Genomic DNA, 19,217 nt, shown 5'->3' with positions numbered 1-19,217 from the left:
AATGGCTGGGAGGAAAAATGCCGCAGCTTATCCTGCTCCTGATCGCAGGCTTCGTTCTATGGATCGGCTACCGCAAGTTCATTGCGGATGCCCAGAAACTGACGCGTCAGCGCGATCAAACGCGCCGCGAGCAGCAGACCGGCGCGAGCGGTACCCTGGTCAAGGATCCCGAGACCGGTGAATACCGGCTGAAACGCGAAGACGACTGAGATTTTTCGCGCACTTTTGCGTGCACGCAGGTCGCCTTGAGCGCTTGACCCCTGCCGCCCGGCATGGCACCTGTCCGGCTCTCATTTCATGAAGAATTCGGACGTTCCCCATGACCACCGCCTCTCTGCCCGACCATATGAACCCCAAGCGCTCGTTCCAGGCCCTGATCCTGACGTTGCACAACTATTGGGCCGACAAGGGTTGCGCGGTGCTGCAGCCCTACGACATGGAAGTGGGCGCCGGCACGTTCCATCCGGCAACGACGTTGCGTGCGCTCGGCCCCCGCCCATGGCGCGCGGCCTATGTTCAGCCTTCGCGCCGCCCGACCGACGGTCGCTATGGTGAGAACCCGAACCGTCTTCAGCACTACTATCAGTATCAGGTGATCCTGAAGCCGAACCCGTCCAACCTGCAGGAGCTCTATCTCGGCTCGCTGGAGGCGATCGGCCTTGACCCGTTGCTGCACGACATCCGCTTCGTCGAGGACGATTGGGAAAGCCCGACGCTGGGCGCCTGGGGCCTCGGCTGGGAATGCTGGTGCGATGGCATGGAAGTGTCGCAGTTCACCTATTTCCAGCAGGTTTGCGGCATCGAATGCTCTCCGGTCGCCGGTGAGCTGACCTATGGCCTCGAACGTCTGGCAATGTATGTCCAGGGCGTCGACAACGTCTATGATCTGAACTTCAACGGCCGCGAAGGCGACGAGAAGATCAGCTATGGCGACGTCTTCCTGCAGGCGGAGCAGGAGTATTCGCGCTACAATTTCGAATACGCCAACACCGCCATGCTACATCAGCACTTCATCGATGCGGAAACGGAGTGCCAGGCGCTTCTGGCAGCCGGCGCGCCGGGTGACGGCACCAACAACCAGCTGCACAAGTGCGTCTTCCCGGCCTATGACCAGTGCATCAAGGCGAGCCATGTCTTCAACCTGCTCGATGCGCGCGGGGTGATTTCGGTGACCGAGCGGCAGAGCTATATCCTGCGTGTGCGCACGCTGGCCAAGGCCTGCGGCGAGGCGTTCCTCTTGACCGATGCCGGCGGCGCCAACCTCAACCGGGATGCCGCTTGACCACCGCACCAGCCAGCCTCATCGTTCATATCAATGGCTGGCCGGGCACCGGAAAGCTCACCATCGCGCGCCATCTTGCCGAGCATCTCGGCGCGAGGCTTGCCGACAATCACACGCTGATCAATCCGGCCGAGGCGCTGTTTGCCCGAGGCACGCCGCTCTATCGGTCACTGCGGGCGACTGTCAGGACGGCGGTGCTCGATCATGTGCACCGGGCCGATGCTGCGCAATCCTTCCTGTTCACCGATGCGCTGTCGGACGATGAATTCGACAGCCGGTCATTCGACGATTATGCGACATTGGCTGCCGATCGAAGTGCCCGTTTCGTTGCCGTCGTTCTCGATTGTTCGATGGAGGAAAACCTGAAGCGGCTAATGCGCGCGGGTCGTTCCAAGGCTCACAAGCTGACCGATCCGCAGGTGTTGATGGATCTGAGAAGCCGGCATGTTCTGTTGAAGGGAAAATGCGATCAACTGATCGAACTCGACGTCACCAGTCTCGGCGCCGATGAAGCGGCGAGCGAGATTGCGGCGCGGATTTCGCAAGGCTAGATCTCATGCGACCGCGCCCGCCTTGATGCCGTTCTTGCAGAACGGCTTCTGTGTCGGATAGGCCTCGGTGTAGAGCTGGCCGGAATAGGTTTGCAGGGCTCTGCGAACTCCGGATGGCTTCTCGGACGGACCAACGTTCGCATAGGCAACGAAGAGCGCCAGAAAGGCGATCACGTTGGTGAGGGTTGCGAGCGTTTTCATGGTCTTCACTTCATATCCGGGGTTGTTCGATGGCGCGACTATCGCCGATCGTCCGGTTCCTCGCCGTTCCCGATGGAACAGGAATCGAAGTGTTTTGGCCTGGGGATGTGCCGTGGCGGTGAACAGTGTGTTCACAGCCTTCGGCTTGCATTTGGAAAGGAGTGTGCTTCGCCACCCAAATGCTCAAGAAAGGTCTTTGAAGCTGAAAAGCCGGTGTTAATCTCTGCCGAGCTTTTTTGGAGGGTATCCCATGATTGGTCTGGCCATCGGCGTTGCCGTTATCCTGTATCTGGTTTTCGTCTATAACGGCCTCGTCAAGGCACGGCAGATCGCCGAGGAAGCCTGGTCGGGCATCGACGTGCAGCTGAAGCGGCGCGCCGACCTCATCCCCAACCTGATCGAAACCGTGAAGGGCTATGCCGCGCACGAGAAGTCGACGCTCGAGGAGGTCATCGCGATGCGCAACCGCGCCCAGGCGGTTCCATCAGGCGATGTCGAGGGGCGGGCGGCGGCCGAAGGCGCCCTGTCGCAGGCTCTCGGCAAACTCTTCGCCCTTGCCGAAGCCTATCCGGATCTGAAGGCCAACGAGAACTTCGCCGAACTGCAGCGCTCGCTGGAGACGATCGAGGGCGAGATCCAGATGTCTCGCCGCTACTACAACGGTGCGGCGCGCGACCTCAACGTCAAGGTCGAGAGTTTCCCCTCGAACCTCATTGCCAATGCCTTCCGCTTCGTGAAGGCAGGCTATTTCGAGATCGCCAACGAAGCGGATCGTGCGGTGCCGCAAGTGAAATTCTGATCGGGCGTTACCCGATACGACCACCCGATGATAAGAGACACGCCTGCCGAGGCGGAGAGCCCCGGCGCCATTCGCATAAAGAGATCCGAGCATGAGTGATACCGTGAAGAAGCTGACCATCCTGCCGACCGACCATCCCTTGCGCGGTCACGTCCGCCCGCCGGGTTCGAAGTCGATCACCAACCGGGCGCTGCTTCTCGCGGGGCTTGCCAAGGGCACGAGCCGGCTGACCGGCGCCCTGAAGAGCGACGACACGCGCTATATGGCCGATGCGCTGCGGGCAATGGGCGTCGAAGTCAGCGAGCCGGATGACACCACATTCGTCGTCACCGGAACCGGTCGGCTGACATCGCCGTCCGCGCCGCTATTCCTCGGCAACGCCGGAACCGCGACGCGCTTCCTGACTGCGGCCGCCGCTCTCGTCGACGGCCCGGTGGTCGTCGATGGCGACCAGCACATGCGCAAGCGGCCGATCAAGCCGCTGGTCGACGCGCTGCGCACGCTCGGCGTCGAGGTGACGTCCGAAACCGGCTGCCCGCCGGTCACCGTCAACGGCAAGGGCGGCTTCCCCGCCGGCCGTATCGAGATCGACGCGGGTCTTTCCAGTCAATATGTCTCGGCTCTGCTGATGGCGGCTCCCGGCGCCAAGGGGCCGGTTCGCATCGAGCTTGCCGGCGACGAGATCGGCGCGCGCGGCTACATCGACCTGACGGTCGCGGCGATGCGCGCCTTCGGCGCCGAAGTCGAGCAGTTGAGCCCCTCCGTCTGGCAGGTTGCGCCGACGGGCTACCGCGCCGCCGATTTCGCCATCGAGCCGGACGCGTCGGCTGCGACCTATCTCTGGGCTGCCGAGGTGTTGACCGGGGGCTCCATTGATATCGGCGTGCCGGCGTCGGTATTCTCGCAACCCGACGCCCGCGCCCACGCCGTCATTTCCAGCTTCCCGCATCTTCCCGCCGTCATCGATGGGTCGCAGATGCAGGATGCGATCCCGACGATCGCGGTTCTTGCCGCCTTCAACGAAACGCCGGTGCGCTTCGTCGGCCTTGCCAATCTGCGGGTGAAGGAATGCGACCGCGTTCGCGCTCTGTCGCTGGGCCTGACCGCCATCCGCCCGGGATTGGCGCACGAGGAGGGCGACGATCTCATCGTCTCCTCCGATCCGGGGCTTGCTGGCCAGACATTGCCGGCATCGATCGATACCTTCGCGGATCATCGCATCGCCATGAGCTTCGCCCTTGCCGGGCTGAAGATCCACGGCATCGCCATCGAGGACCCCGGCTGCGTCGCCAAGACCTATCCGGCCTATTGGGATGCGCTGGCATCGCTCGGCGTCGCCTACACAGGTGACCGTCCTTGATATCGCGCCTCAAGCCTTTTCAGGAAAAGTGCGAAGCGGTTTTCCGTCAGGAAATGCGAAAAACCATGAATTCGCTCCTCAAGATCGATCGAAAGGTCTGAGACCGTATGGCCCGTTTCGTCGCTCTGCTTGGCATGTTGTTCCTCCTGCTGGCGACGGCGGGTGCCGGGCGGGCGGACGAAGTGTTCTCGTCCTATCATTCGGTGATCGATGTCGCCAAGGACGGCACATTGACGATTACCGAGACGATCACGGCCAATGCCGAGGGCAACCAGATCCGGCGCGGGATCTTTCGTGATCTGCCTCTGACCTTCACCGACGCCAAGGGCCGCCGCAGCAAGGTGGATTTCAAGCTGCTTTCGGTCGAGCGCGATGGCGAAGAGGAACCCTATCGCACGGAAACGATTTCGGGCGGCATCCGCATCTACACCGGCTCGGCGGAGGTATTTCTGCCGCACGGCGAGCACACGTTCCAGTTCACCTATGAGACCAGCCGGCAAATCCGCTTCTTCGAGGATCACGACGAGCTTTATTGGAACGTGACCGGCACCGAATGGGCGTTCCCGATCGATGAGGCGAGCGCCACCGTCAATCTGCCGGAAGGCGTGCGACCCGAAGCGCTCGACGTTTTCACCGGCGGCTACGGCGCGACCGGCAAGGACGCGCGCGCGTCCGAGGAAGGCAGCGAAATTTTCTTTGCGACCACCCGGCGGCTGGAGCCGAAGGAGGGGTTGACGATCGCGGTCAAGATGCCGAAGGGCAGCATAGAGCAGCCTTCCTCCAGCCAGGAAAACGCCTGGTGGATGCGCGACCATATGGCGCTTCTGATCGCAGCAGCGGGTCTTGTGGTGGTGGCGCTCTACTATGGCCGCGCCTGGCTGAAGGTGGGGCGAGATCCGGCACGCGGCGTCATGGTGCCGCGCTGGGACCCGCCCGAAGGCATTTCTCCGGCGCTGGTCAACTACATCGACAACAGGGGCTTTTCCGGTGAGGGCTGGACGGCAGTGTCTGCGTCGGCGCTCAGCCTTGCGGTCAAGGGACATGTTGTGCTTGAGGACCTGAAGAGCGCCATCGTCATTGCCGCAACCGGCAAGGGCAGCAGCGAAAAGCTGCCGACCGGCGAGGCGAGCCTGATGAAGGCCGTCAATGCTGCCGGCGGCAAGCTGAAGATCGACCGTGCCAATGGCACGAAGGTGCAGGCAACGGGTGCCGATTTTCGCAATGCTATTGAGCGCGAGCACCGCGGCAAATATTATCTTGAAAACACCGGCTACATCATTGCCGGCGTGCTGCTCTCGGTTCTGGCAATCGCTGCCGTATTCCTGTTCGGCGATCTGAGCGAGGACAGCATCCCGCTGGTGATCGTCCCGGTCTTCATAGCCTTTGTCATTTCGATCCTCGCCGTTTCCTTCGGCAAGTCCCTGCAGCGCGAAAAGAGCCTGATGAGCCGCATCATGTCGATCGTGGTGATCGCCTTCATCGGCTTTGTCGCCTTCACCATCTTTTCGAGCATCCTGGCGGTGGTGTTCTATTCCGCCGCCGAGACCGACGAGCTGCCGCTGCTGTTTGCGATCGGCGGCATCGTGCTCGTCAATGTGCTGTTCTTCTTCCTGATGGGCGCGCCGACGCCGCTCGGCACCCGGATGATGGATGGCATCGACGGCCTCCGGCAATACATGACCCTTGCCGAAAAGGACCGGATGAACATGCAAGGCGCGCCCGAAATGTCGCCCCGACATTTCGAGACGCTGTTGCCCTATGCGGTTGCGCTCGGGGTGGAAAAGCCGTGGACGCAGACCTTCGATCGCTGGCTGCTGGCGGCCGCCGCGGGGGCTGCGGCTGCGAGCGCCTACCAGCCGACCTGGTACCATGGCGACGGTTTCGGCTCGACCTCTTTCGGTGATCGCATCGGCGGCTTTGCCGGCTCGATGGCCGAGACCATGACCTCGTCCTTGCCGCCGCCGCCGAAATCCTCGTCGTCAAGCTTTTCCACCGGCGGCGGCTTTTCCGGTGGCGGCGGCGGCGGCGGCGGCGGCGGTGGCTGGTGACCTCGCCGCGAGCCTCTTGTCAGCGGGTCAAATTCATCGTCGGGCTTGGTGACATTTTCACCAGAGCTTGCTAAGTCGGCGGCAACCGTCCGGAACAGAAAAAGTCATCTCCATGCCCGATCTTCTTATCGAACTCCGCTCCGAGGAAATTCCTGCCCGCTTGCAGCGCAAGGCGGCCGGCGACCTCAAGAAGCTCTTGACCGACGCACTGGTGGAAGCGGGTTTGACCTATGAAGGTGCGCGCGAATACTGGACGCCCCGCCGGCTGACGCTTGATATCCGCGGCCTCAACGCCCGCTCCGCCGACGTGCGCGAAGACCGCAAGGGCCCGCGCACCGACGCCAATGAAAAGGCGATCGAAGGCTTCCTGCGCGGTGCCGGCCTATCCTCGATCAGCGAGGCCCATGTTCACAGCGATCCGAAGAAGGGTGATTTCTACGTCGCTCATATCGTCAAGCCGGGCCGTCCGGCCGAAGAGATCGTCGCCGAGGCGATGCCGGATATCATCCGCAATTTTCCCTGGCCGAAGCCGATGCGCTCCGGCGCCGCCTCGGCCAAGCCGGGCGCTCTGCGCTGGGTTCGCCCGCTACAGTCGATCGTCTGCACCTTCGGCTCGGAAACCGACGAAACCCATGTGATCCCCTTCGAGGTCGACGGTATCGTCGCCTCCAACGTCACCTACGGCCATCGCTTCCATGCGCCCGAAGCGATCACCGTGCGCCGCTTTGCCGATTACGCCGAGAAGCTGGAGCGTGCGAAGGTCGTGCTCGACGGCGAGCGCCGCAAGCAGATGATTTCGGCCGATGCGCATAATGTCGCCTTCGCCAACGGCCTGGAGCTTGTCGAGGACGAAGGCCTGCTTGAGGAAGTCTCCGGCCTCGTCGAATGGCCGCAGGTCCTGATGGGAAGCTTTGAAGAGAGCTACCTCGACATCCCCTCGGAAATCATCCGCCTGACGATCAAGACCAACCAGAAGTGTTTCGTAACCCGCGCGCCGGGCGCAGACACGCTGTCCAACAAGTTCATCCTCGTCTCCAACATCGAGGCGAAGGACGGCGGCAAGGAGATCGTGCACGGCAACGGCAAGGTCGTGCGCGCCCGCCTGTCGGACGCCGCCCATTTCTGGCATCGCGACCAGGGCAACCTGCCGGATCTCGAGACCTTGAAGCCGTCGGCCGAAAAGTTCGGCCTTGATCTTACGAAACCGCTTGATCAGCGCATGGCGAAACTCGACGCGCTGAACGTCACCTTCCATGCCAAGCTCGGCACGCAGGGCGAGCGTGTCGCCCGCATCCGGGCGCTTGCCGCGGAACTTGCCAAGGTGACCGGCGCCGACGCCAAGTTGGTTGATCGTGCCGTGGTGCTGGCAAAGGCCGATCTGCGCACAGAAGCCGTCGGCGAATTCCCCGAACTTCAGGGCATCATGGGCCGCAAATATGCGCTGCTCCAGGGCGAAGACGGTTCTGTCGCAACGGCGATCGAAGATCACTGGAAGCCGAATGGCCCCTCTGACCGCGCGCCGACCGATGCGGTTGCCGTCACTGTAGCGCTCGCCGACAAGCTCGACACGCTCGTCGGCTTCTGGGCGATTGAAGAAAAGCCGACCGGTTCCAAGGATCCCTATGCCCTGCGCCGTGCCGCTCTCGGCGTCATCCGCCTCATCCTGGAAGGCAAGGCGCGCCTGCCGCTCGTGCCGTTCTTCGAGATCGCGCTGACAGCGCTCAGGGCGCAGAAGCCGGCGCTGACGGGCGATGTTTCGGCGGACCTGCTCTCCTTCTTCCACGATCGTCTCAAGGTCTATCTGCGCGATCTCGGTGCCCGTCACGATCTGATCGATGCGGTGCTGACGCCGGATGCGGACGACCTCCTGATGATCGCCCGCCGCGTCGAGGCCTTGACCGCCTTCATCACCGACGAGGAAGGCAAGAACCTGCTCGCCGGCACCAAGCGTGCGACGCAGATCCTGGCCGCCGAAGAGAAGAAGGGCACTGCCGTCGCCGACGCCGTCGATGCCGGTCTCTTCCACCTCGACGCCGAAAAGGCGCTGCATTCCGCAGTCCAGCTCGGGTCCGGCGAAGCCCGCGATGCGATCGCCAAGGAAGATTTCCGCTCCGCCATGCAGGCCTTGTCGAGGCTGCGCGAGCCGGTCGACCAGTTCTTCAACGACGTCCTCGTCAACGACGATGACGTGTCGATCCGTGCAAATCGCCTGGCACTGCTCGGTCTGATCCGCTCGGCAACCGGCACCGTTGCCGACTTCTCCAAGATCGCGGGATGACGGGGAGGGGCGCATGACGGCGAAGATCCTCGTCAGCGCCTGTCTCATGGGGCATGCGGTGCGCTACGATGGCGCGTCGAAGCCGCTTGTCCACCCGGCCATAGACCGCTGGCGCGAAGAGGGTCGGCTCGTTACCATCTGTCCCGAGATGTCGGCCGGCATGCCGGTGCCGCGCCCGCCGGCCGAGATCGCGTCGGGCCTGTCGGGTGTCGATGTGCTCGACGGCAAGGCAGCCGTCGTCGAGAACACCGGCCGTGATGTCACCGGTGAGTTTCTTGCCGCCGCCGAAAATGCGCTGTCGCTCGCGCTTGAAGCAGACTGCCGTTTCGCACTGTTGATCGATGGCAGCCCGTCCTGCGGTTCGGGCTTTGTATACGACGGCACGTTTTCCGGCGCGCGTCATGCTGGGCAGGGGGTTGCCGCCGCGCTGCTCGCAAGGAACGGCATCGAGGTCTATTCGGACAGGGAAATTGAAGCTTTGATCGAGCGGGTCGATGCGCTGCGCGAACCCCGATAATGAGGCTGGATAAGAAGATTGCGCCCCTGCTTCTCTCAGGGGCGCAATCTCTCGCTTTCTCAGCGAATTGCCCGTCAGCCCTTGAATGCAGAGCCGGCTGACTGGGGCAGGGAACTTTCCCGTTCAGGCCTTCAGTTTAACCGAAGTTCGAGGCTGGTCGGATCAAATTGCCGTGAGGTTTCGCCAGTCGCCGCTGCCGCGACGGCAGGTCCCGCCTGTGTCATGGTTTGAACCGCGGCAGTCTTGGCAGTCTCGTCGATCGTGGGTGCGACCGCGCCATGATCGCCCGGGTTTGCGAGGTCGCCGAGAGCTGCAGCCGTCGCCACATCAGCCTGACCCGTTCCGCCGGATGCCGCCTTGATCACATCCGCGGATGGCTTGCTGACGAAAACGACGGGCGAACCGCCGAGCCAGGCTTCGGTGCGCACGAGCTTCATCTCGCCGTTGATTTCCTTGAGCTCGACCTTGGCGCTGCCCTTCTCGATTTCGGGCACCACATAGGTGATCTTCTTCCTGTTCTGCAGGGGAGGGCATTGTGGACAGGTCACCGCCGCCACACTGGAGTTGACCGCTTGGCCGGAAACGACGGCGTCGATCGACGATGCCCAGGCGCTGCCGGCTGCAAGCGCAACGGCGGTGGTGATCAGCAACAGGCGCATCGGTCTTCTCCCGAGTTTGTTCTCGGCGAGAATATGTCTTCTCTCTTACTTTCCAGTCAGGAGAATTGGTAAAAATTGAATGATTCGGCGCATTTGCCGATTGCGGTTAGGCCTTCTCGCGGGCAACCGCGCGCCAGCCGATATCGTGGCGATAAAAGCCATTGTCCCAGGAAACGCCGTTGACGCTGGCATAGGCGCGATCCTTGGCAGCGCTCGCGCTTTCACCAATGGCGGTGATGTTCAATACCCGGCCCCCCGTTGCGACCAGGCTGCCGTCCTTCATCGCTGTGCCGGCATGAAACACCTTGGTCTGCGCCGAGGCTGCCGGCAGCGCATCGATGGGCGTGTTCTTGTCGTAGCTGCCCGGATAGCCCTTTGAAGCCATGACCACGGTCAGCGCCGTCTCGTCGCGCCATTCGGCTTCCATGCCCGAAAGCGTGCCCGTTGCAGCGGCGTAGAGCAGCGGCAAGAGATCGCTCTTCATGCGCATCATCATCACCTGGCATTCCGGATCGCCGAAACGCACATTGTACTCGATCAACTCCGGCCCCTTGGCGGTGATCATCAGCCCGGCGAAGAACACGCCGGAAAAGGGATGCCCGCTTTCGGCCATGCCGCGCATGGTCGGCTCGATGATCTCCTTCATCGTGCGTTCGGTCATCTCGGGCGTCATGACCGGCGCGGGCGAATAGGCGCCCATGCCGCCGGTGTTCGGGCCGGTGTCGCCGTCGCCGACACGCTTGTGATCCTGCGCCGAGGCGAGCGCCAGCGCGGTCTTGCCGTCGCTGAGGCAGAAAAAGCTTGCCTCCTCGCCGTCAAGAAAGGCTTCGACCACCACTTCCGCGCCGGCTGCACCGAAGGCACCGTCGAAACAATCGTCGATCGCGGCAAGCGCTTCGTCGATTTCCATGGCGACGGTGACGCCCTTGCCGGCGGCAAGGCCGTCGGCCTTGATGACGATCGGCGCGCCTTGGGCGCGCGCATAGGCCTTGGCGGTTTCGGCGTCTGTGAAGCGACCGTAGGCGCCGGTCGGGATATCGTATCTGGCGCAGAGGTCCTTGGTGAAGCCTTTGGAGCCCTCTAGCTGGGCCGCAGCAGCGGACGGGCCGAAGACGACGATGCCGGCGCCGCGCAGCACGTCTGCAAGGCCGGCCACCAGCGGGCCTTCCGGCCCGACGACGACGAAGTCGATCGCCTCTTTCAGGCAGAATTCAACGACCGCCGTATGATTGTCGGTGTCGAGCGCAACGAGGGTCGATTCCTCGGCAATGCCGGGATTGCCCGGCGCGGCGTAGAGCTTGGTCAGTTTCGGCGACTGCGCGATTTTCCATGCCAGCGCATGTTCGCGTCCGCCCGATCCGATCAGAAGAACCTTCATTGCCTGCTCCCGACATGCCGAAATTGTTGCGTTGCGGTTAAGGCGAGGCGGCTGTCAGGTCAAGGGGGCAGGGGGCTGTGGCGCACGATTCCCGCGGTGTAAGGCCCTCATCGGAGGCGCTGGGAGATGAAACGCGTGAAAGTGCGTTCAGGCGATTGCCTGCTGGTTCTTGCGATCATCCTTTTCGTTGCCGTAGCGGGCCGTACGCGTCAGCGCCCAGATGCCGAGATCCTCGATAGGCAACGGTTTGCTGATGAGGTAGCCTTGGAACAGGTCGCAGCCCGCAGCCGTCAGCATCGCGAGTTTCTCCGGCGTATCGACGCCTTCGCCGACAACGGCGACGTCCTTGGCGTGGCAGAGCGCGATCAACGCCCTTAGAACCGGCAGCGATTGCGATGCGGTCAGGTTCGAGACGAGCGCCCGGTCGAGCTTGATTGTATCGGCGGTGTATTCGATGATCTGCTGGACCGAGGTGTATCCCGCTCCGAAATCGTCGATCGACAGGCGGAAGCCCTTTTGACGAAGCTCGTCGATGTTGCGGCGTAGCTGGTCGCTGAATTTCACGGCGAATGTCTCGGTCAGTTCGATCTCGATTGATTGCGGCTGCAGCCCATGGCGGTTGAGGCAATCGGAGAAATAGTCGGCAATCGCCTTGGAATGCAGTTCGGCCGAGGAAATATTGATCGCCAGGATCGTATCGGGACCAAACAGCGCCTTGAGCTGCGCGCAGTCGGACATCGCCTGGTTGATCACCCACCAGTCGATCTTGGTGAAGAGGCCGGAGCTTTCGGCGATCGGCACGAATTCATCGGGCGTCACATTGCCAAGCACCGGCGAATACCAGCGTAAAAGCGCTTCGCAACCCGTCACCCGCCCATCGGTATCGACAATCGGCATGTAGACCAGATGGAATTGTTCGTCGGGATCGAGTGAGCGCAATTCGTCTTGGATCTGGCGCAGGCGCGTGCGCTTGTCGTGCAAGGCGCGCGAGAAGCGGGACGAGCGGTTCTTGCCGCTGGTCTTTGCCTGATACATCGCCGCGTCCGCATTCGAGATCAACTCGGCAAGATTGGTCGCATCGTCGGGGCAGATGGCAGCGCCGATGCTGGCGGTGACCGGATAACTCTTGCCCGAGACTTCGAAACCGTCTTCAAACAGCGCGAGGATGGCGGCAGACACTTCCCGCACGGTGCCGTCTCCCGGCCGGGACCGGACCAAGACCGCGAACTCGTCGCCCGACAGCCGTGCCAGGATCGCCGGCTTCTGGCCGCGTCGCTCGGTGATCGCTTCGACATTCTCGGCGATCCGCGTCGCCAGGGTCTTTAAGAGTTCGTCGCCGATCTCGTGGCCATGCTTGTCATTGACGAATTTGAAGTTGTCGATGTCGATGAACAGCAGGCTGCATTTTTCACCCGAGACAATGGCCTCGCGCACGATGCCGGCGGCAACCGCGTTGAAATGACCGCGATTGCTGATGCCGGTCAGCGTGTCGGTCCAGGAGCTGCGCTGCACCAGCTTAAGCGATTGTTCCGATTGGCGATGAAGCTCCCTGATGTTTTCGGTCAGCCGCCCGATCTCGCCCTTCTCGGCCATGTTGCGGATCTCGTCATGGGCACCGACCATGACGGCCATGACGTTGGCGTCGAGCGTGGCGATCGGGTCGGTGATGAACCGCCGGATGAGCACGATGATCAGCCAGATCGAAAACAGGCTCATAGCCACGGCACCAAGCGCGAGCAGCAGTTTCTGTTGCGCCATCAGCCGGTCGAAATGTTCGCTCGAAACCGTCAGCGTGGCATAGAGCGATGGCCCGAGATGCACGCTTGCGGAAAGATCGTCGGTGACCGCAAGCGGCCAAGGCTGCAGCACGACGTCGGCGCCGTATTCCTGCTTGAGCGTTCCCTGCATGTCGAGGAAACGGTCCGGCTGGATTGCTACCTGGATAAGCAGCGCACCGGATTTCTTGCTCGGCAGCGGCCGCGTGAACGTGACGGGATCCAGGAAATACGAATAGACGATACGGGCCTTCTGCCCGGCGTCAGAGAGATAGGTCCAATCGGCGAGCTTCTCTTCGCGGATCAGTCGCCGCGACAGGTTGAGTTGCGCATCGTCGATTTCGGCGAAGGGATCCCAGCTGTTCTCAAAATAATACTCAGACTGCAGGTCCGATGTCAGGATCGCCAGCGATACGTAGCCCATCGGGTCGTCGGAAAGCGACTTGACGCTTTCCTGCAGCCGCACGCCGAGCGCATTGGCGCGGTAGTTCTTGTCGGTTTCGGAGATGTACTGGCGCAGCGAATTGCTGTTGAGGAGCGCATTGAGGAAGCCCTTGCTGCGGCCGATCTCGTTCTGGAAGACGGCTGCGGCATGTTCCAGCCGCTGCGACAGCTTGGCGTGTTCGAGCGCCCGGATCGAGCGGCTCTGGGTGACATGGACCGAAATCGCCGCCAGCAGGTAGCCGGCCAGCACCACGGGAAAGATCAGGATGAGTGCGCGCTTGCCGAGGGTCACTGGAAATTCGCCAATGTGCTGATGATGCGCCGGCGCAGCTGTACCGACGTTGTTGACAGTTCCTGCTGGTACTGGCTCTTGGCCAGAATGTCTGGCGACGGATAGATCGCCTGGTCCGCGCGGATAGCGTCCGGCAGAAGCGCAAAGGCGGCCTTGCTGGGCGTCGGCATATTGAGCGCCTGCGCGTTTGCGGCAGCACTTCCGGGCGAGCCGATATAGTCGAGGAAGGCGAGCGCTCGTGCCTTGTTCGGCGATTTGGCAACGACCGACATGCAGTCGAGCCACGAAAGCGTGCCTTCCTTGGGCACGACATAGCGCCAGACGTCGGGTGTGCCGGCCTTTTCGTTCAGGACGTGCTGGTCGCCGCTATAGCCGAGCGCCAGATGGATATCCTTGCCGATGGCCTGGTTCTGGATCGAGCTGATGACGTATTCATAGGTCAGAACCGAGGGCGCCTGTTCCTTCATCATGTTGAAGGCGATCTTGAGCGTTTCGGGTTCATTGGTGTTGATCGACTGGCCGAGCAGCATCAACGGCGCAACGAAGGCCTCGTTGTGATCGTCATACATGGCGACGTGTTTGTGGAGTGCTGGAGCCGGCTGCATCAGGTCCCGCCAGGATGTCGGTGGTTCAGGCAGCATGTCCGATCGATAGAGAATTCCCATCGTGCCCCAGAGGTACGGCAGGCCACGGTTCGAGCAGCGCGTGCGCCAGCTTTCGTCATAGTCCCTGAGCGAGGCCACATTGCTTTCGTCGACCGCTTCCAGCACGCCTTTGCGCCCGAACAGTGCGGCGCCGTTCTCCCCGGTCACCACCAGATCGACAATGCTGTTTGGATCAGCCAGCACTTCATCGCGGGTATCGCCGCTGTCGTAGTAGACCTGATGGATCCCGACGCCGGTTATCGCCGTCCAGCGATCGAGGATCGCCTGATCGATATAGGATTCCCAGATCAGCAGGTTGAGCGTTTCGGCTTGCCCCGCCGTTGCCAAAAGCAACGTCGTCAAAAAGGCAGGAATCGCCGATCGCCTTCGCATTGTCTACCCTTGCCCAATTCCCATCCAGCGACCGTAGCGCGCAAAAATTGATGAATGATTACGCAGGGCTGCGGGAAATAGCAGGACTGGCACATGGTAGTTGCACGCGGAAAAAACAGAACGGGCGCCGCATGGCGGCGCCCGTTGAAAAATATACGCTCGATGTGCGTGCTAGTGGCGCGCAGGCATCCTGGGCAGAAGGATTGTCAGAATGCCAAGCAACGGCAGATAGGAGCAGATGGTGTAGACGAACTCGATGCCCTGCCGGTCGGCAAAAATCCCGAGAAGGGCCGCGCCCATGCCGCCGAACCCAAAGGCGAAGCCGAAGAAGACGCCGGCAATCAGCCCGACGCGGCCCGGCACCAGTTCCTGCGCGAAAACGACGATAGCCGAAAACGCCGAGGAGAAGATGAAGCCGATGATGATCGACAGAACGCCCGTCCAGAAGAGGTCCGCATAGGGCAGCATCAACGCGAACGGAATGACGCCGAGGATCGAGAACCAGATGACGAAGCGCGCGCCGTAACGGTCGCCGATCGGACCGCCGAGGAAAGTGCCGGCGGCGGCTGCGCCCAGGAACAGGAAGAGCATCAGCTGCGCCTGTTGCACGGAAACGCTGAACTTCTCGATGACGAAGAACGTGAAGTAGCTGGAGATGCTCGCCATGTAGACATTCTTGGTGGCGGTCAGCAGCACCAGCACGGCAACGGCCCAGATCACGCGGTTCTTCGGCAGCGGAAGCGTGCGGCTCGGGGCCGGCTTGCTCATCGACGAGCGGCGGTGGCGCACGTACCAGGTGCTGACCCAGGAGAGCACGAAGAAGCCGATGATCGCCACGATCGAGAACCAGCTGAGGCTGCCCTGGCCGAAGGGGAGGACGATGAAGGCGGCAAGCAGCGGCCCCATGGCGCTGCCGGCATTGCCACCGACCTGGAACAGCGATTGCGCCAGGCCGTGCCGTCCGCCGGAGGCAAGACGGGCGATCCGCGAGGATTCCGGATGGAAGATCGCCGAGCCGACGCCGATCAGGCTTGCAGCCAGAAGCAGCATCGAGAAATCATGGGCGTTGGCCAGCAGGATCAGGCCGGAGCAGGTCGACAGCATCGCCACCGGCAGTGAATAGGGCAGCGCCCAACGGTCGGTGATGATGCCGACTGCCGGCTGAAGCATCGAGGCGGTCAGCTGGAAGGTGAAGGTGAGAAGCCCGATCTGCACGAAATCGAGCGAATAGTTCGCCTTGAGCAAGGGATAGAGCGCCGTCAGCAGCGACTGCATGATGTCGTTCAGCATGTGGCAGAAGCTCACTGCCAGGATGACGGAAAATGCCGTCTTTTCCGGGGTTATGCTCCCCGTTGAAGTAACCGTTGCCATGGATGTTTCCTTGCCGTCTCGATGGTTGTGTGCGGCGACGGATATCTCTACTGATCTTGCCCATGGCCTGCTTTTGTGATGTGGTCGAGTTCTTTCGCGAGTGGGCCAATGCCGATCCATCGAGTAAACCTGCCCGAACTGCCCGACGCCGACCATTTCCGGAACCTGGACTGGATCGAGGCCGGAAACTCGGCCGTGCTCGCCCTTGGCCGCGATTACGGTGCCGGCCTGACCGTTCCGCTGCACAGCCATACCCGCACGCAATTGTGGTGGGCGCGCCAGGGTGTCGTCCTTGTGAGCACCGCCCACGGGCGTTGGCTCGTTCCACCGGGACACGCGCTTTTGATCCCGGCCGGCGTTGAGCATTCGACCGAGATGATCAGCGATGTGCGCATGCACTCGATCTATTTCGCGCCGTCGCTGCTGCGTGCCGAGCGGCCGATGGTCATGGAGATCACGCCGCTTGCGGGCAGCCTGGTCGATGCCTTGGTCAGCGTTGAGAGCGAGACCATGTCCGAGCGGCGGGAGCAACTGATCATGGATCTTCTGCTCGAAGAGATCTCCCTTCTGCATGAACGGCCGCTCGGCCTGCCGTTTCCGCGAGAGCAGAAGCTGGCGCTTCTCTGCCGACAATTCCTGGACGCGCCATCGGCGACTGCGAACATCGACCAATGGGCCGATCGGCTGGGTTTGAGCCGCCGGACATTCACGCGGATGTTCCGCAACGAGACAGGCGTCAGCTTCGTCACCTGGCGCCAGCAGGCCTGCATTTTCGCATCGCTGCCGCGGCTGGCTGACGGCGAACCGATCACCAACGTTGCGCTCGATGCCGGCTACGAGAACGTCGGTGCCTTCACCACAATGTTCCGGCGCATGCTTGGGAGCGCCCCAAGCCACTATCTGAAAATGTACCAGGGCCGGTGACGCATCGCCGGCATGGCAAACGGGAGCTGAATTCACCTGGTTAACGGAATCGTAGGAACAAGGGGCAATAAGTCGCCCCGTGCCCATTCAGATTGCGCCACTGCCCGGCGCATGGGGCACGGTTCAAACTTCGCCCCGGCGAATGATTCTTCCGGAGTTGTTCCTTGCGTATCCGTTCTTTTTTCCTCCTTTCTGGAACCCTTTTGTTGTCCGCAGGCACCGCCTCGGCTGGTGACGGCCAGTATTTCTGGTCCGGCGACTGGTACTTGAAGGTCGGTGCAACCGGCTTTCTCGGCCCGAAGTATGAAGGCGCCTCCAAGCGCATGTTCCAGGCCGCACCGCTGGTATCGCTCGGCAAGGCCGGCAGCACCGTTCGCTTCTCCTCGCGCAACGACAACATGTCCTACGCACTGCTCGATCAGGGCGGGTTCCGCGCCGGTGTGGCAGGCAAGCTGATCTTCGAACGCGATTCAGGCACATCCAGCGATCTTAATGGGTTAGCCCCGGTCAAGTTCGGCGGGGAGCTCGGCGGTTTCGCCGAAGTGTATCCGGCTGACTGGCTGCGCGTGCGCGCGGAAGTCCGCCAGGGTATCCGGAGCCATCACGGCATCGTCGCCGATGTCACTGCGGATGCCTTTACCGACATCAGCAGCAATGTCCGTATTTCCGCAGGTCCGCGGATGACGGCCGCCACCAGCGACTATTTCGGCGCCTATTACGGCGTGAACGATGCTGAATCGGCAGCGTCAGGCCTCAGCACCTACAGTCCGCATGGCGGCATTCATTCCGCCGGCGTTGGCGCGGCGATCAACTGGCAGGCAACCGAGAAACTCGAAACCGGCGCCTATGCCGAATATCGCCGTCTGCTGGGTTCCGCCGCCGACTCCAGCCTCGTGCGCGAGCGCGGCAGCCGCAACCAGGTCCTCGTCGGCCTGTCGGCCACCTATCGCTTCGACTTCACGCTTCACTGACCGGCGCCACTTCGCTTCGGGACGGTGCGGCATCGAACCGCTTGACCGTCCCGGCGCGTGGCGTCAAACAGGGGCATGAACACGTCCTCCGCCGATTCCGGGCGCGTCCACGACGCGCCGTCGAACAACTGGGTCTATCGCGCGTTGCCGCGCGCGCTCTGGCCCTATGCGCAACTTGCTCGCTGGGACCGTCCGATAGGCTGGCAATTGCTGATGTGGCCATGCCTGTGGTCGGTCGCCCTGGCCTCGGGCGCGGCGGCGGCAGCCGGGCAGTTCTCGGCCGGTCGGTTCGTTTTTCATTGCTTCCTCTTCATCGCCGGCGCTATCGCCATGCGCGGGGCTGGCTGCACCTTCAATGATATCATCGACCACGACATCGACATGGAAGTGGCGCGCACACGTTCGCGGCCATTGCCATCCGGTCGGGTCTCCCGCTTTCAGGCAAAGGCCTTCATGGTGCTTCAGGCGCTCGTGGGGCTGGTGATCCTGCTGCAGTTCAATGCCTTCAGCATTTCGCTCGGCATTCTGTCGCTTGGACTTGTGGCAATCTATCCCTTTGCCAAGCGCTTCACCGACTGGCCGCAGTTCTTCCTCGGCCTTGCATTTTCCTGGGGTGCGATCATGGGCTGGACGGCGGAGTTCGCAACGCTTTCGCTGGCGCCGGTGCTGCTCTATGGCGCAGCGATCGCCTGGACGATCGGTTACGACACGATCTACGCCTACCAGGACAGGGAAGATGACGAACTGATCGGCGTGCGGTCGACCGCGCGCCGCTTTGGCGACAACCCGCGCCCGTGGCTGATCGGGCTCTACGGCCTTGCGATCGTGCTGATGCTGTTGTCATTTCTCGCGGCAGGCGCCGGGCTGTTTGCCTATCTCGGTTTGGGCGTCGCTGCCGTGCTTCTGATCTATCAGATCCTGGTGCTGAACATTCACGACCCGGCGCAATGCCTCGCATTGTTCAAGTTCAACGGTGTTGTGGGACTGATCATCTTCGTCGGGCTCGTGGCGGCTCTGCTCGTCCGCGCCATATGAAAAATCCTCCGTCTTGGCGGAGGACCCTGCGGTCTGTCCGAAATGTTTGAGGCATGTCCTCGGTGCTTTCCCGGGAGATCGGCGGGAGCCGAAGCGCTCAGCCCCAGCTGATCGCGCTGGCAGCCTTGCGCTTCTTCGCCTCTGTGCGCGCACGGAGAACTGCAACGATTGCGTCAATGGCGGCGGCAAGGTGCTTGCGCATCGGGTATCTCCTTCGTTCGTGATCTTGGCTATGGGCCTGATATGGCATGAAGAAGGCGAGGCGGCTGTTTCCGAAGGAACATCGTGGTTTTTA

17 protein-coding genes are annotated in these 19,217 nt (G+C 62.2%); 11 read left to right on the top strand and 6 right to left on the bottom strand.

Annotation, left to right across the window (positions count from 1 at the left end; translation table 11 throughout):
- Positions 1–17: 17 nt before the first annotated feature.
- The 3 genes from BLJAPNOD_RS19285 to BLJAPNOD_RS19275 all read left to right on the top strand — a co-directional run bounded on the left by BLJAPNOD_RS19285 (position 18) and on the right by BLJAPNOD_RS19275 (position 1,833).
- Positions 18–209 (top strand): membrane protein, encoded by a 192-nt coding sequence (locus BLJAPNOD_RS19285; RefSeq protein ID WP_025426113.1) that lies wholly within the window; start codon positions 18–20, stop codon positions 207–209.
- Between the two features lie 110 nt (positions 210–319).
- On the top strand, positions 320–1,282 hold the full coding sequence (locus BLJAPNOD_RS19280) for a glycine--tRNA ligase subunit alpha (protein WP_077504173.1): 963 nt from the start codon (positions 320–322) through the stop codon (positions 1,280–1,282).
- Positions 1,279–1,833, top strand: a complete 555-nt coding sequence (locus BLJAPNOD_RS19275; RefSeq protein ID WP_115420834.1) for an AAA family ATPase — start codon at positions 1,279–1,281, stop codon at positions 1,831–1,833. Before BLJAPNOD_RS19280 ends, BLJAPNOD_RS19275 begins: the two co-directional genes overlap by 4 nt.
- 3 nt (positions 1,834–1,836) lie before the next feature.
- Here the strand turns inward: BLJAPNOD_RS19275 and BLJAPNOD_RS19270 are convergent, their stop codons facing one another.
- Complete coding sequence (locus BLJAPNOD_RS19270; RefSeq protein ID WP_077504171.1) at positions 1,837–2,034, bottom strand: hypothetical protein; 198 nt, start codon at positions 2,032–2,034, stop codon at positions 1,837–1,839.
- Positions 2,035–2,284: 250 nt separating this feature from the next.
- Between BLJAPNOD_RS19270 and BLJAPNOD_RS19265 the strand changes: the two genes are divergently transcribed.
- The 5 genes from BLJAPNOD_RS19265 (at position 2,285) to BLJAPNOD_RS19245 (ending at position 9,036) form a co-directional block, all read left to right on the top strand.
- Positions 2,285–2,833 (top strand): LemA family protein, encoded by a 549-nt coding sequence (locus BLJAPNOD_RS19265; RefSeq protein WP_077504170.1) that lies wholly within the window; start codon positions 2,285–2,287, stop codon positions 2,831–2,833.
- 91 nt (positions 2,834–2,924) lie between these two features.
- On the top strand, positions 2,925–4,193 hold the full coding sequence (locus BLJAPNOD_RS19260; protein ID WP_115420833.1) for a 3-phosphoshikimate 1-carboxyvinyltransferase: 1,269 nt from the start codon (positions 2,925–2,927) through the stop codon (positions 4,191–4,193).
- 107 nt (positions 4,194–4,300) lie between these two features.
- Positions 4,301–6,241, top strand: coding sequence for a DUF2207 domain-containing protein (locus BLJAPNOD_RS19255; RefSeq protein ID WP_115420832.1), 1,941 nt, complete (start codon positions 4,301–4,303; stop codon positions 6,239–6,241).
- Positions 6,242–6,353: 112 nt separating this feature from the next.
- Positions 6,354–8,519 carry a glycine--tRNA ligase subunit beta gene (gene glyS, locus BLJAPNOD_RS19250; RefSeq protein ID WP_115420831.1) on the top strand — a complete coding sequence of 722 codons (2,166 nt, stop codon included), beginning with the start codon at positions 6,354–6,356 and terminating at the stop codon, positions 8,517–8,519.
- A 13-nt stretch (positions 8,520–8,532) separates the two neighbouring features.
- Entirely contained in the window at positions 8,533–9,036 is a 504-nt protein-coding gene (locus BLJAPNOD_RS19245) for a DUF523 domain-containing protein (protein ID WP_115420830.1), read from the top strand.
- Between the two features lie 131 nt (positions 9,037–9,167).
- Here the strand turns inward: BLJAPNOD_RS19245 and BLJAPNOD_RS19240 are convergent, their stop codons facing one another.
- From BLJAPNOD_RS19240 to BLJAPNOD_RS19220, 5 genes are all read right to left on the bottom strand, one after another.
- On the bottom strand, positions 9,168–9,695 hold the full coding sequence (locus tag BLJAPNOD_RS19240) for a plant virulence effector HPE1-like domain-containing protein (protein ID WP_115420829.1): 528 nt from the start codon (positions 9,693–9,695) through the stop codon (positions 9,168–9,170).
- A 106-nt stretch (positions 9,696–9,801) separates the two neighbouring features.
- Entirely contained in the window at positions 9,802–11,073 is a 1,272-nt protein-coding gene (gene purD, locus BLJAPNOD_RS19235; RefSeq protein WP_115420828.1) for a phosphoribosylamine--glycine ligase, read from the bottom strand.
- 147 nt (positions 11,074–11,220) lie between these two features.
- On the bottom strand, positions 11,221–13,584 hold the full coding sequence (locus BLJAPNOD_RS19230; RefSeq protein WP_115420827.1) for a GGDEF domain-containing phosphodiesterase: 2,364 nt from the start codon (positions 13,582–13,584) through the stop codon (positions 11,221–11,223).
- Positions 13,581–14,621: a spermidine/putrescine ABC transporter substrate-binding protein gene (locus tag BLJAPNOD_RS19225; protein ID WP_115420826.1), complete on the bottom strand. Its 1,041-nt coding sequence runs from the start codon at positions 14,619–14,621 to the stop codon at positions 13,581–13,583. Before BLJAPNOD_RS19225 ends, BLJAPNOD_RS19230 begins: the two co-directional genes overlap by 4 nt.
- 171 nt (positions 14,622–14,792) lie before the next feature.
- Positions 14,793–15,992 (bottom strand): MFS transporter, encoded by a 1,200-nt coding sequence (locus BLJAPNOD_RS19220; protein ID WP_077498099.1) that lies wholly within the window; start codon positions 15,990–15,992, stop codon positions 14,793–14,795.
- A gap of 108 nt (positions 15,993–16,100) precedes the next feature.
- Between BLJAPNOD_RS19220 and BLJAPNOD_RS19215 the strand changes: the two genes are divergently transcribed.
- From BLJAPNOD_RS19215 to ubiA, 3 genes are all read left to right on the top strand, one after another.
- Positions 16,101–16,916: a helix-turn-helix transcriptional regulator gene (locus BLJAPNOD_RS19215; protein WP_077498098.1), complete on the top strand. Its 816-nt coding sequence runs from the start codon at positions 16,101–16,103 to the stop codon at positions 16,914–16,916.
- A gap of 203 nt (positions 16,917–17,119) precedes the next feature.
- On the top strand, positions 17,120–17,887 hold the full coding sequence (locus BLJAPNOD_RS19210; RefSeq protein WP_244611026.1) for a MipA/OmpV family protein: 768 nt from the start codon (positions 17,120–17,122) through the stop codon (positions 17,885–17,887).
- 75 nt (positions 17,888–17,962) lie between these two features.
- Complete coding sequence (ubiA, locus tag BLJAPNOD_RS19205; RefSeq protein WP_115420825.1) at positions 17,963–18,922, top strand: 4-hydroxybenzoate octaprenyltransferase; 960 nt, start codon at positions 17,963–17,965, stop codon at positions 18,920–18,922.
- Positions 18,923–19,217 lie beyond the last annotated feature (295 nt).

This window comes from Ensifer sp. M14, from assembly GCF_003355565.1.
Classification (GTDB): domain Bacteria; phylum Pseudomonadota; class Alphaproteobacteria; order Rhizobiales; family Rhizobiaceae; genus Ensifer.
The sequence above is the reverse complement of the archived record's forward strand: the minus strand, read 5'-3'. Positions and strand labels throughout refer to the sequence as shown.

What these genes read in the sequence shown, in the direction of transcription:
- BLJAPNOD_RS19285 (WP_025426113.1), top strand. Translation starts at nt 18, where the DNA reads ATGCCGCAGCTTATCCTGCTCCTGATCGCAGGCTTCGTTCTATGGATC.
- BLJAPNOD_RS19280 (WP_077504173.1), top strand. Translation starts at nt 320, where the DNA reads ATGACCACCGCCTCTCTGCCCGACCATATGAACCCCAAGCGCTCGTTC.
- BLJAPNOD_RS19270 (WP_077504171.1), bottom strand. Translation starts at nt 2,034, where the DNA reads ATGAAAACGCTCGCAACCCTCACCAACGTGATCGCCTTTCTGGCGCTC.
- BLJAPNOD_RS19265 (WP_077504170.1), top strand. Translation starts at nt 2,285, where the DNA reads ATGATTGGTCTGGCCATCGGCGTTGCCGTTATCCTGTATCTGGTTTTC.
- BLJAPNOD_RS19260 (WP_115420833.1), top strand. Translation starts at nt 2,925, where the DNA reads ATGAGTGATACCGTGAAGAAGCTGACCATCCTGCCGACCGACCATCCC.
- BLJAPNOD_RS19255 (WP_115420832.1), top strand. Translation starts at nt 4,301, where the DNA reads ATGGCCCGTTTCGTCGCTCTGCTTGGCATGTTGTTCCTCCTGCTGGCG.
- glyS (WP_115420831.1), top strand. Translation starts at nt 6,354, where the DNA reads ATGCCCGATCTTCTTATCGAACTCCGCTCCGAGGAAATTCCTGCCCGC.
- BLJAPNOD_RS19245 (WP_115420830.1), top strand. Translation starts at nt 8,533, where the DNA reads ATGACGGCGAAGATCCTCGTCAGCGCCTGTCTCATGGGGCATGCGGTG.
- BLJAPNOD_RS19240 (WP_115420829.1), bottom strand. Translation starts at nt 9,695, where the DNA reads ATGCGCCTGTTGCTGATCACCACCGCCGTTGCGCTTGCAGCCGGCAGC.
- purD (WP_115420828.1), bottom strand. Translation starts at nt 11,073, where the DNA reads ATGAAGGTTCTTCTGATCGGATCGGGCGGACGCGAACATGCGCTGGCA.
- BLJAPNOD_RS19225 (WP_115420826.1), bottom strand. Translation starts at nt 14,621, where the DNA reads ATGCGAAGGCGATCGGCGATTCCTGCCTTTTTGACGACGTTGCTTTTG.
- BLJAPNOD_RS19220 (WP_077498099.1), bottom strand. Translation starts at nt 15,992, where the DNA reads ATGGCAACGGTTACTTCAACGGGGAGCATAACCCCGGAAAAGACGGCA.
- BLJAPNOD_RS19215 (WP_077498098.1), top strand. Translation starts at nt 16,101, where the DNA reads ATGCCGATCCATCGAGTAAACCTGCCCGAACTGCCCGACGCCGACCAT.
- ubiA (WP_115420825.1), top strand. Translation starts at nt 17,963, where the DNA reads ATGAACACGTCCTCCGCCGATTCCGGGCGCGTCCACGACGCGCCGTCG.